The 12,581-nt window shown below is 73.6% G+C and carries 7 protein-coding genes; 6 read left to right on the top strand and 1 reads right to left on the bottom strand.

Annotated features, from left to right (window positions below; genetic code table 11):
• The gene (def, locus tag ML340_RS00120) at positions 1-516 is read right to left on the bottom strand and encodes a peptide deformylase (RefSeq protein ID WP_240095446.1); all 516 of its coding nucleotides are present in this window, start codon (positions 514-516) and stop codon (positions 1-3) included.
• A gap of 155 nt (positions 517-671) precedes the next feature.
• Between def and ML340_RS00115 the strand changes: the two genes are divergently transcribed.
• The 6 genes from ML340_RS00115 (at position 672) to ML340_RS00090 (ending at position 12,536) form a co-directional block, all read left to right on the top strand.
• The gene (locus tag ML340_RS00115) at positions 672-1,871 is read left to right on the top strand and encodes a LysM peptidoglycan-binding domain-containing protein (protein ID WP_240095444.1); all 1,200 of its coding nucleotides are present in this window, start codon (positions 672-674) and stop codon (positions 1,869-1,871) included.
• 77 nt (positions 1,872-1,948) lie between these two features.
• Entirely contained in the window at positions 1,949-3,112 is a 1,164-nt protein-coding gene (gene dprA / locus ML340_RS00110) for a DNA-processing protein DprA (RefSeq protein WP_240095442.1), read from the top strand.
• 50 nt (positions 3,113-3,162) lie between these two features.
• On the top strand, positions 3,163-3,654 hold the full coding sequence (locus ML340_RS00105; protein ID WP_240095440.1) for a Smg family protein: 492 nt from the start codon (positions 3,163-3,165) through the stop codon (positions 3,652-3,654).
• A gap of 174 nt (positions 3,655-3,828) precedes the next feature.
• Positions 3,829-6,387 carry a DNA topoisomerase I gene (locus ML340_RS00100; RefSeq protein WP_240095438.1) on the top strand — a complete coding sequence of 853 codons (2,559 nt, stop codon included), beginning with the start codon at positions 3,829-3,831 and terminating at the stop codon, positions 6,385-6,387.
• Between the two features lie 216 nt (positions 6,388-6,603).
• The gene (gene gltB, locus ML340_RS00095) at positions 6,604-11,058 is read left to right on the top strand and encodes a glutamate synthase large subunit (protein WP_240095436.1); all 4,455 of its coding nucleotides are present in this window, start codon (positions 6,604-6,606) and stop codon (positions 11,056-11,058) included.
• Positions 11,055-12,536 carry an FAD-dependent oxidoreductase gene (locus ML340_RS00090; RefSeq protein ID WP_240095434.1) on the top strand — a complete coding sequence of 494 codons (1,482 nt, stop codon included), beginning with the start codon at positions 11,055-11,057 and terminating at the stop codon, positions 12,534-12,536. Before gltB ends, ML340_RS00090 begins: the two co-directional genes overlap by 4 nt.
• Positions 12,537-12,581: the final 45 nt, after the last annotated feature.

Raw genomic sequence — 12,581 nt, 5'->3', positions numbered from 1 at the left:
TCAGGCCGCGGCGGCGCGCTTGGCCTTCTGCAGCTTCTTGCGGACCATCTCGCGCTTGAGCGGGCTCAAGTAGTCCACGAACAGCTTGCCGATCAGGTGGTCCATCTCGTGCTGGATGCAGACCGCGAGCAGGCCGTCGCAGGTCAGCACCTGCGGCTGGCCGTGGCGGTCGAGGAATTCCACGGTGATGGTGTCGGCGCGGGTGACGTCGGCGAAGATCCCCGGCACCGACAGGCAGCCCTCCTGGTAGACCTGCCCGCCCTCGCTGGCGACGATCCGCGGATTGACGAACACCAGTGGCCGGCTGCGGTCCTCGCTCACGTCGATGACCATGAAGCGCTTGTGCACGTCGACCTGGCTGGCGGCCAGGCCGATCCCGGGGGCCGCGTACATCGTCTCGAACATGGCGTCGATCAGCCGCTGGAACTCGGGCGTGGCCAGCTCGGCGGGGTCGACCTCGGCCGCCACCGTGCGCAGGCGGGGGTCGGGGAACTCGAGGATCGGCAGCAGGGCCATGGCGGGCACTCCGGGTCGGGGCGTCGCAATTGCGAACGGCGACACGATTGTAGCGCGGCCGCCGCCGCCCGCCGCTTGCCCCGGGGCGGTTTTTGTGGGCTATAGTGGCGCGGCTTCAGGGGGATTTCACCATACGGAGCGGGGAGTTGGCTGCCATGCTTGAACGAGTTTCCCGGACCTTGGGCGGTGCCGCGCCGGCCGCGCGCGGGCTGCGCGCCGTACTCGCCGCGGCCTTGCTGACCGTGGCCACCTACGCGGTGGCGGTCGACCTGCGTGGCGACCACCCCGACACCTACGTGGTCAAGCGCGGCGACACCCTGTGGGACATCGCCGGCCGTTTCCTCAAGAAGCCCTGGCTGTGGCCGGAGATCTGGCAGGCCAACCCGCAGATCAAGAACCCGCACCTGATCTACCCCGGCGACGTGCTGAGCCTGGCCTACCTCGGCCGCGTGGCCAGCGCCAGCGTGCAGCCCGGCCCGCGCACCGAGGCCCCGATCAACGCCATCCCGCTGGCCCAGATCGAGCCGTTCCTGAAGGACCTGCGGGTGGTGGACAGCATCGACGAGCTGCCCTACGTGGTCGGCCTCGAGGAGGACCGCCTGCGCGGCAGCAACGGCCAGCTGGCCTACGTGCGCGGCCTGCAGGATGCGACCCCCGGCACCCGCTACCTGATCGTGCGCCCGCAGAAGCGCTACCGCCTGCTCGAGCGCGCCGGCCTGTGCTGCGACCGCGTGGTGACCCAGGACCTGGATGCGCGCGGCAAGCCGCTGCTGAGCGGCGACTCGTACTGGAGCGAGGTGGTGTTCCCGACCAAGAACGCCGAGTTCCTGGGCTACGAGCTGATGACCCAGTCCACCGGCACCGTCACCCGCGGCGAGGTCGGCGGCATCCAGGCCGCGACCGTGCTGCTGGACAGCGAGGGCCGCGAGGTCCGGGTCGGCGACCGCCTGATCCCGGTGCAGGCGCAGCCCTACGACCTGCAGTTCTTCCCGCATCCGCCCAAGCAGCAGCTGCCGTACGGGCGCCTGCAGGTGATGGCGGTGGCCGACATGTACACCACCGCCGGCCCGCGCGACGTGATCGCGATCTCCGGCGGCAGCCGCCAGGGCATCGACAACGGCACCGTGTTCTCGATCTGGCGCCGCGGCCACTCGGTCACCGACCGGGTCAAGGACGGGCTGGACCGCGACGAGGACCTGACCCTGTTCGAGAACAAGGTGCGCCTGCCCGACGAGTACGCCGGCCACGCCATGGTGTTCCGCACCTTCGGCGACGTCAGCTATGCGCTGGTGATGAGCAGCGTCAAGCCGACCCGGGTCGGCTACGAGCTCAAGCATCCGGACGCGCCCTACTGAGGCCGGCGGCATCCTCCGACCGACCACCGCGACGGCGCCCGAGGGCGCCGTCGCCGTTTGCGGGCCACGCTGGCGGCATGCCCCGCACGCCCGCACCGCCCGCCGCCGCCCATGCCCTGCTGCGCCTGCTCGCCGCCGGCGTGCGCCCGGCGCCGCTGCGCCGCCTGTTGGACAGCCACGGCGATGCCGCCGCGGTGCTCGCCGCCGGCCCGCGCGACTGGGCCAGCCACGGGCTCGATGCCGAGGCCTGCCGCGCCCTGCGCCGGCCCGACCCGGCGCGGCTGGCGCGCGGCGAAGCGTGGCTGGCCGAACCCGGCCACCACCTGCTCGGCTGGCGCGATCCCGACTACCCGCCGCTGCTGCGGCGCATCCCCGGCCCGCCGCCGGCGCTGTTCGTGGCCGGGGACCCCGCCCTGCTGTGGCGGCCGGCGCTGGCGATCGTCGGCAGCCGCGCCGCCACCGCGGGCGGCCGCGCGCATGCGGCGCGCTTCGCCCGCGCCCTGGCCGCGACCGGGCTGGCGATCGCCAGCGGACTGGCGGCCGGGATCGACGCCGCCGCGCACCAGGCCACCCTGGACGCCGGCGGGGTCACCCTGGCGGTGCTCGGCACCGGTCCCGACCGCGCCTACCCGCCGCGCCACGCCGGGCTGCAGGCGCGAATCGCCGCCACCGGCGCGGTGGTCAGCGAACACCTGCCGGGCACCGGCGCGCGCGCCGCGCACTTCCCGGCGCGCAACCGGATCCTCGCCGGGCTCGCCCTTGGCGTGCTGGTGGTGGAGGCCGCGGCCCGTTCCGGCGCGCTGATCACCGCGCGCCTGGCCGCCGAGGCCGGGCGCGAGGTGTTCGCCCTGCCCGGCTCGATCGACAACCCGCAGGCGCGCGGCTGCCACCGCCTGCTGCGCGACGGGGCGGGGCTGGTCGAAGCGCCGGAGGAGATCGTGGAGGCGCTGGCCCCGGCCGTGCGCGCCCTGGCGGCGCAGCTCAAGGGCGAACTGCAGCCGGGCGGGCTCGCCGCCGCAGCGCCCCCGCCCGGCCCGCCCGCGCCCGCCGGCGGCCCGTCCGAGCCGGACGCCGACCACCAGCGGTTGTGGCAGGCACTCGGCCACGACCCAACCGCTATGGATGAACTGCTCGAACGCAGCGGATTGACGCCCGCCCGGGCCTCGTCCATCCTGCTGGCGCTGGAGTTGGAAGGGCGGGTCGCGTCCGCACACGGCCGCTACTCCCGGATCGGGGTGTGAGCACCAGCGGTTTCCTTCCACCGCGCCGCGTGCGGCGCAGGCCGAGGGCCATGAAAGAAAGCATCCTGGACGTCCTGCTGTACCTGTTCGAGCACTACTTCGCAACCGACGCCTACGCGCCGACCGACCCCGACCTCACCGCCGCCGAGGGCCCGCTGGTGAAGGAGCTGGCCCAGGCCGGGTTCTCGCCGGCGGAGATCGGCAAGGCCTTCGACTGGCTGGACGCGCTGGCGCGCCAGCGCCCTGCCGCGGCCCCGGCGCACGCGCCAGGCCCGGTGCGGGTGCTGCACGCGGCCGAGGCGGCCAAGCTGACCCGCGAGGCCGGCGGCTTTCTGCTGTTCCTCGAACAGCACGGCATCCTCACTGCCGACCAGCGCGAGCTGGTGCTGGATCGGGCGATGGCGCTGGACCAGGACGAGATCGACCTGGACGACCTCAAGTGGGTGGTGCTGATGGTGCTGTTCGACCAGCCCGGCAGCGAGGCCGCCTACGCCTGGATGGAGACCCAGATGTTCCTGGACGAGCCCGAACCGGTGCATTGAGGCCGCGTTCCGGGCCCGCACGCGGGCCTGCCGCCGCCGCGCCGGCTTGACAGCGCGGGCATGGGCGTGATTCCACTGTAATAAGCACAGCAACGCCCGGGGCCGTCCGCCCCGGGCGTTGGCATCTGCGGACGCCGCGTCCGCGCCACCTCCCGCGACCCCGGACCGCCCGCCATGGCCAAGAACCTGCTCATCGTCGAATCGCCCGCCAAGGCCAAGACGATCCACAAATACCTGGGCAAGGACTTCACCGTGCTGGCCAGCTACGGCCACGTGCGCGACCTGGTGCCGAAGGAGGGCGCGGTCGATCCCGAGCACGGCTTCGCGATGCGCTACGAGACGATCGAGAAGAACGCCCGCCACGTGGATGCGATCGCGCGCGCGGCGAAGGCGGCCGAGCGCCTGTACCTGGCCACCGACCCCGACCGCGAGGGCGAGGCGATCAGCTGGCACATCGCCGAGATCCTCAAGGAGCGCGGCCTGCTCGAGGGCAAGCCGCTGCAGCGGGTGGTGTTCACCGAGATCACCCCGCGCGCGATCCGCGAGGCGATCGCGCATCCGCGCGCGATCGCCGGCAGCCTGGTGGACGCCCAGCAGGCGCGGCGCGCGCTCGACTACCTGGTCGGCTTCAACCTGTCGCCGGTGCTGTGGCGCAAGATCAAGGCCGGGCTGTCGGCCGGGCGGGTGCAGTCGCCGGCGCTGCGCATGATCGTGGAGCGCGAGGAGGAGATCGAGGCGTTCCGCGCGCGCGAGTACTGGACGATCGAGGCCGAGGTCGCGCACCCGGCGCAGCCGTTCCGCGCGCGCCTGGTCAAGCTCGACGGCCACCGCTTCGCCGCGGACACCACCCGCCTGGAGTTCAGCCTGACCGACGCCGACGCCGCCGAGGCCGCGCGCGCGCGCATCCAGCAGGCCGCCGGCGGCCGCCTGCACGTCACCGACGTGGCCAGCAAGGAGCGCAAGCGCCGCCCGGCGCCGCCGTTCACCACCTCGACCCTGCAGCAGGAGGCCGCGCGCAAGCTCGGCTTCACCACCCGGCGCACGATGCAGGTCGCGCAGCGGCTGTACGAGGGCGTGGCGCTGGGCGAGGAGGGCACGGTCGGCCTGATCTCCTACATGCGCACCGACTCGGTGCACCTGGCGCAGGACGCGCTGGCCGAGATCCGCGACGTGATCGCGCGCGAGTACGGCACCGCGGCGCTGCCGGACCGCCCGAACGTCTACCAGACCAAGTCCAAGAACGCGCAGGAGGCGCACGAGGCGATCCGCCCGACCTCCGCGCTGCGCACCCCGGCGCAGGTCGCGCGCTTCCTCGGCGAGGACGAGCGCCGGCTGTACGAACTGATCTGGAAGCGCACGATCGCCTGCCAGATGATCCCGGCCACCCTCAACACGGTCACCGTGGAGCTGGCCGCCGGCAGCCAGCACGCGTTCCGCGCCAGCGGCACCACCGTGGTAGTGCCCGGCTTCCTCGCGGTGTACGAGGAAGGCAAGGACACCCGCGGCAAGGACGACGAGGACGAGGGCCGCAAGCTGCCGCAGATGCAGCCGGGCCAGGACCTGCCGCTGGCGCAGGTGCTGGCCGAGCAGCACTTCACCCAGCCGCCGCCGCGCTACACCGAGGCCTCGCTGGTGAAGGCGCTGGAGGAATACGGGATCGGCCGGCCTTCCACCTACGCCGCCATCATCCAGACCCTGCTCGGCAAGCAGTACGCGGTGCTGGAGGGGCGCGCGTTCAAGCCCACCGACATCGGCCGCGCGGTCAGCAAGTTCCTGTCCGGCCACTTCACCCAGTACGTGGACTACGACTTCACCGCGCGCCTGGAGGACGAGCTGGACGCGGTCAGCCGCGGCGAGGAGGCCTGGGTGCCGCTGCTGGAGCGGTTCTGGAAGCCGTTCAAGGCGCTGGTGGACGACAAGAAGGCCAGCCTCGACAAGACCGATGCCGGCAGCGTGCGCGTGCTCGGCACCGACCCGGCCAGCGGCCGCCCGGTCAGCGCGCGGATCGGCAAGTTCGGCCCGCTGGTGCAGATCGGTACCGCCGAGGACGCGGAGAAGCCGCGCTTCGCCTCGCTGCGCCCGGGCCAGAGCATCTACAGCATCGACCTCGCCGAGGCGCTCAAGCTGTTCCAGATGCCGCGCGTGCTCGGCACCGACGCCCACGGCGCGGAGGTGAGCGTCGGCATCGGCCGCTTCGGCCCGTTCGCCAAGCGCGGCGCCACCTATGCCTCGCTGAAGAAGGAGGACGACCCCTACAGCATCGACCTGGCGCGCGCGCTGCAGCTGATCGAGGAGAAGGAGGAGCTCGCGCGCAACCGCGTGATCCGGGAATGGCCGGGGCATGCGGTGCAAGTGCTCAACGGCCGCTTCGGCCCATACCTGAGCGACGGCACGCGCAACGGCAAGATCCCCAAGGATCGCGACCCGGCCTCGCTGTCGCTGGAGGAAGCGCTGCAGCTGCTGGAGGAGACCGGCAAGCCCGCGCGGCGCGGGCTCGCGGCGAAGAAGGCACGTGCGGGCAAGGCGGACGCCGCCCCGACCGCGCGCAAGACCGCCGCGACGAAGACGGCAATGAGCAAGACCACCGCGGCGAAGAAGACCGCCGCGAAGAAGTCTGCGGTGAAGAAAGCTACGGCGAAGAAGGCCGCGACGAAGAAGACCGCCGCCAAGAAGGCCGCGGCGAAGCGCGCCGCCCGGCGCACGCCGGCGGACGCGGACGCCACGCCGTTCTGAAGGCGGCCCGTGTGCGCGGGGAGGCGCCGCGGGCGGCCTGCGGCCTGTCGCCACGGCCGGCGACCGCCGCACCGGATGCGCTGCGCCAGGCGGTTCCCACGGCAATGATTTTCCGCTGCAACCGTCCGTTGTGGCAGCGCACAATTTGTGCTCTAGTCGGGACGACCCCGCACCGCGCGCGTCCGCCGCGGATGCGTCCTCGACCACGGAGCACCCATGCCCGCCAGTCCTTCCGGGGGACTGCACGACCCCGCCAGCGAGCACGACAGCTGCGGCTTCGGCCTGATCGCGCAGGTCGCAGGTCCCGGCTCGCGCGCGCTGGTCGACACCGCGCTGGAGGCGCTGGCGCGCATGCAGCACCGCGGCGGGGTCGCGGCCGACGGCCTCAGCGGCGACGGCTGCGGGGTGCTACTGCACGGGGTGGAGGACTTCGTGCGCGTGCTCGCCGGCGAGGCCGGGATCGCGCTGCCGGCCGCGCGCATCGCCGCCGGCAACGTATTCCTGCCGCGCGACCCGGCTGCCGCACAGGCGTGCGTGGACGCGCTCGAACAGGCGCTGGCGGCACGCGGCCTGGCCTGCGCCGGCTGGCGCGCGGTGCCGCTGGACGAGACTGCCTGCGGCGCGCACGCACGCGCGACCCTGCCGCAGGTCCGCCAGCTGTTCGTGGCCTGCCCCCAGGCCGATGCCGACGCCGCCGAACGCGCGCTGTTCCTCGCGCGCAAGCAGGCCGAGCAGGCGCTGCGCGCACACCCGGACTTCCACGTGGTCGGGCTGTCCTGCCGCCTGCTCGGCTACAAGGGCATGGTGCTGCCGCGGCACCTGGCGCGCCTGTTCCCGGATCTGGCCGATCCGCGCCTGGCCGCGCGCGTGGTGGTGTTCCACCAGCGCTTCTCGACCAACACCCTGCCGCGCTGGCCGCTGGCGCATCCGTTCCGGCGGCTGGCGCACAACGGCGAGATCAACAGCATCGAGGGCAACCGCCGCTGGGCGCAGGCGCGCAAGGGCGTGTGGCGCTCGCCGCTGCTGGACGTGTCCGGCTTCGACGAGGTGGTGTCACAGCACGGCTCCGACTCGCAGAGCCTCGACCAGGCGCTGGAATGGCTGCTGCTGGGCGGGATGGACCTGCTGCAGGCGCTGCGCATCCTGATGCCGCCTGCGACCCAGTCGCTGGAATACAAGGACGCCGACCTCGCCGCGTTCTACGAATACTACGCGCTCAATTCCGAGCCCTGGGACGGCCCCGCCGGGGTGGTCGCCTGCGACGGCCGCCACGCCGCCTGCATCCTCGACCGCAACGGCCTGCGCCCGGCGCGCTGGCAGCTGTCCGCGGACGGCGTGTTCCTGATCGCCTCCGAGGCCGGGGTATGGGAGCTGCCGCCGGAACAGGTGGTGGCCAAGGGCAAACTCGGCCCGGGCGAGATGATCGCGGTCGACCTCGAGGGCGAACGCCTGCTCGATAACGACGCGGTCGATGCCATCAACCGCGCGCGCCACCCGTACAAGCAGTGGCTCAAGCGCGGCATGACCTGGCTGCACACCGAGCTGATCGACCCGGCGCTAGCGGACGCGCCGTTCGACGACGCCACCCTGCTCGGGTTCCAGAAGCTGTTCCAGCTCAGCCGCGAAGAGCAGGAGCTGGTGCTGCGTCCGCTGGCCGAGAGCGAGCAGGAGGCCACCGGCTCGATGGGCGACGACATCCCGGTGGCGGCGGTCAGCCAGCGCATCCGCCCGCTGTACGACTGCTTCCGGCAGGCGTTCGCGCAGGTCACCAACCCGCCGATCGACCCGCTGCGCGAGGAATGCGTGATGTCGCTGGCGACCCAGATCGGGCGCGAGGGCAACATCTTCCTGCACGGCCCGGAGCAGGTCGACCACGTGCTGCTGAACTCGCCGGTGCTGAGCCAGCGCAAGCTGCACCAGCTCCTGGCGCTGCCGCGCTTTGCCGCCTCGCACCGCTACCTCGACCTCTACTTCGACGCCGACACCGGCCTGGCGCAGGCGCTCGACCGCCTGTGCGCGGAGGCCGAAGCCGCCGCGCGCGCCGGGATCGAGCTGCTGGTGCTCAGCGACCGCCGCCCGCGCCGCGGCTGCGCCGCGGTGCACGCGCTGCTGGCCACCGGCGCGGTGCACCAGCATCTGGTGCGCACCGGCCTGCGCTGCGACGTCAACCTGCTGGTGGAGACCGGCACCGCGCGCGACCCGCACCACTTCGCCTGCCTGATCGGGTTCGGCGCGACCGCGGTCTACCCGTACCTGGCCTACCAGACCCTGCACGCGCTCGGCCGCCGCGGCATCCTCGGCGGCAAGACCAGCGGCGAGCCGCTGCAGATCGGGCGCAGCTACCGGCGCGGGGTCAAGAAGGGCTTGCTCAAGATCCTCTCGAAGATGGGCATCGGCAGCATCGCCAGCTACCGCGGTGCGCAGCTGTTCGAGATCGTGGGCCTGGCCGACGAGGTGGTGGCGCGCTGCTTCGCCGGCACCCCGGCGCGGATCGGCGGCGCCGGCTTCGCGCGCCTGGAGGCGGATGCGCGCGCGCTGGCGGAGGCGGCCTGGGACGAGCTGCAGCTGCCCGAGCCGGGCGGCCTGCTGCGCTACGTGCACGGCGGCGAGTACCACCAGTACAACCCGGAGGTGGTGCAGGCGCTGCAGCGCGCGGTGCGCAGCGGCGACCGCGCGGACTGGCGGGCGTATTCGGCGCTGGTGGACGGCCGCCCGCCGGCGGCGCTGCGCGACCTGCTGCGCCTGAAGCCGGCGGCGACCCCGTTGGCGCTGGACGCGGTGGAGTCGGTGGAGGCGATCGTGCGCCGCTTCGACAGCGCGGCGATGAGCCTGGGCGCGCTGTCGCCGGAGGCGCACGAGGCGCTGGCGATCGCGATGAACCGGCTCGGCGGGCGCAGCAACTCCGGCGAGGGCGGCGAGGACCCGGCGCGCCACGGCAGCGAACGCCGCAGCAAGATCAAGCAGATCGCCTCCGGCCGCTTCGGCGTCACCCCCGGCTACCTGGTCAGCGCCGAGGTGCTGCAGATCAAGATCGCGCAGGGCGCCAAGCCCGGCGAGGGCGGGCAGCTGCCGGGCAGCAAGGTCAACCCGCTGATCGCGCGGCTGCGCCATGCCAAGCCGGGGATCGGCCTGATCAGCCCGCCGCCGCACCACGACATCTATTCGATCGAGGATCTGGCGCAGCTGATCTTCGACCTGCGCCAGGTCAACCCAGAGGCGCTGATCTCGGTCAAGCTGGTCAGCCACGCCGGGGTCGGCACGATCGCCGCCGGGGTGGCCAAGGCCGGCGCCGACCTGATCACCATCGCCGGCCACGACGGCGGCACCGGTGCCAGCCCGGTCGGCTCGATCCGCTACGCCGGGGTGCCGTGGGAGCTGGGGCTGGCGGAGGCGCGCCAGGCGCTGCAGGCCAACGACCTGCGCGGGCGGGTGCTGCTGCAGGCGGACGGCGGCCTCAAGACCGGGCTGGACGTGGTCAAGGCGGCGCTGCTCGGGGCCGACAGCTTCGGCTTCGGCACCGCGCCGATGATCGCGCTGGGCTGCAAGTACCTGCGCATCTGCCACCTCAACAACTGCGCGACCGGGGTCGCGACCCAGGACGCGCGCCTGCGCGAGGCGCACTTCCGCGGCCTGCCGGAGCGGGTGGAATGCTTCTTCCGCAACGTCGCCGAGGACGTGCGGGAGTGGCTGGCGCAGCTCGGCCTGCGCTCGCTGGAGGAGGCGATCGGGCGCACCGACCTGCTCGAGCAGCACCTGCACGCGACCCGCGACGGGGTCGCGCTCGATCTGTCGCGCCTGCTCGCCGCGGACGCGCCCGGCGGCGGCCACTGCGGCAGCCCGGCGCTGCAGGCGCCGCCGGACGGGCTGGCCGCGCGTCTGGACGCGCAGCTGGCCGGCGCGATCGCGCGCGGCGAGGGCATGCGCGTGCAGGAGCGCATCCGCAACACCGACCGCAGCATCGGCGCGCGCTTGGCCGGGCAGATCGCGCGCCGCTATGGCGATGCCGGCCTGCCGGGCGCGCCGATCGCGCTGGAGCTGCAGGGCAGCGCCGGGCAGAGCTTCGGCGCGTTCCTGCTACCGGGCCTAGACCTGCACCTGGAGGGCGAGGCCAACGACTACGTTGGCAAGGGCATGGCCGGCGGCCGGATCGCGCTGCGGCCGCCGCGCGCCAGCCGCTTCGAGGCGCGGCTGGCGCCGATCCTCGGCAACACCTGCCTGTACGGCGCCACCGGCGGCGAGCTGTACGCCGCCGGCCGCGCCGGCGAGCGCTTCGCGGTGCGCAACTCCGGTGCCACCGCGGTGGTCGAGGGCGCCGGCGACCACTGCTGCGAGTACATGACCGGCGGCATCGTCGCCGTGCTCGGCCGCACCGGGCTCAACTTCGGTGCCGGCTTCACCGGCGGGCTGGCGTACGTGCTCGATCTCGAGCGCGACTTCGTGGACCGCTACAACCACGAGCTGATCGACATCACCCGGCTCTCGCCGGAGGGGATGGAGCACTACCGCCAGCACCTGACCGGGCTGCTGCAGGCGCACCTGCGCCACACCGGCAGCGCCTGGGCGGGGCGCCTGCTGGCGGACTTCCGCGACTTCATCGGCAAGTTCTGGCTGGTCAAGCCCAAGGCCGCCAGCCTGGAGGCGCTGGCCGACGAACTGAGACGCGCCGCATGAGCCGCAAGCAGGTCTTCCAGTTCCGCGAGGCCGCCCGCCGGATGCCGGCCAAGGTGCCGCTGGAGGCGCGCACCGCCGGCGACTGGCAGGAGCTGTACGGCCGCTTCGGCGAGGCCGAGGCGCAGCAGCAGGCCGGCCGCTGCCTGGACTGCGGCAATCCCTACTGCGAGGCGCGCTGCCCGGTACACAACTACATCCCCAACTGGCTGCAGCTGGTGCAGGAAGGCCGCCTCGAGGAAGCCGCCGCACTCTGCCACGAGACCAACCCGCTGCCGGAGATGTGCGGCCGGGTGTGCCCGCAGGACCGCCTGTGCGAGGGCGCCTGCACCCTGCACGAGGACTTCGGCGCAGTCACCATCGGCGCGGTCGAGAAGTACATCGTGGACACCGCGTTCGCGCGCGGCTGGCGCCCGGACCTGTCCAAGGTCGTGCCCAGCGGGCGGCGGGTGGCGGTGGTCGGCGCCGGCCCGGCCGGGCTGGCCTGCGCGGATCGTCTCGCGCGCGCCGGGGTGGCCGCCACCGTGTACGACCGCTACGAGCAGATCGGCGGCCTGCTGCAGTTCGGAATCCCGGCGTTCAAGCTCGACAAGCAGGTGATCGCGACCCGGCGCGCGGTGCTGGAGGGCATGGGGATCGCGTTCCGGCTCGGGGTCGAGGTCGGCCGCGACCTGCCGCTGCAGGCGCTGCTGGACGGATACGACGCGGTGTTCCTCGGCCTCGGCGCCTACCGCTATACCGACGGCGGCCTGCCCGGGCAGGACCTGGCCGGGGTGCTGCCGGCGCTGCCGTTCCTGGTGCAGAACGGGCGGATCGTGACCGGTGCCGACCCGCGCGGCCGCCCGGTCGCCGGCTGGGAGACCGCGGTCGCCCTCCCCGACCTGCGCGGGCGCCGGGTGCTGGTGCTCGGCGGCGGCGACACCGGGATGGACTGCGTGCGCTCGGCGGTGCGCCTGGGCGCCGCCGAAGTCACCTGCGCCTACCGCCGCGACGAGGCCAACATGCCCGGCTCCGCGCGCGAGGTCGCCAATGCGCGCGAGGAGGGCGTGCGCTTCCTGTTCCAGCGCCAGCCGCTGGCGATCGTGGACGACGGCACCGGCGCGGTCGCCGGGGTGCGCCTGCAGCAGACCCGGCTGGGCGCGCCGGACGCGCGCGGCCGGCGCAGCGCCGAGCCGGTGCCCGGCAGCGAGGAGGTGGTCGCCGCCGACGTGGTGATCATCGCCTTCGGCTTCGCACCGACCCTGCCGGACTGGCTGGCCGCGGCCGGGGTCGAGGCCGGTCCCGGCGGCCGGCTGGCGGTCGGCGGCCCCGGCCGGCTGCCATACCAGACCACCCACCCGCGCCTGTTCGCCGGCGGCGACTGCGTGCGCGGCGCCGACCTGGTGGTGACCGCGGTGCAGGAAGGGCGCGACGCCGCCGCCAGCATCGTGCGCGCGCTGCGCGGCGTGCGCCCGGTCCCGGCCGCGCTGGCCCCGGCCTGAACCGGCGGGGATTCCCGCCCGCCCGGCGCGGCGCGATCATGTGCG

This window comes from Thermomonas flagellata (assembly GCF_022419185.1).
Classification (GTDB): Bacteria; Pseudomonadota; Gammaproteobacteria; order Xanthomonadales; family Xanthomonadaceae; genus Thermomonas; species Thermomonas flagellata.
Note: the sequence above shows the minus strand (reverse complement) of the source record. Positions and strands in the feature narration are given on the sequence as shown.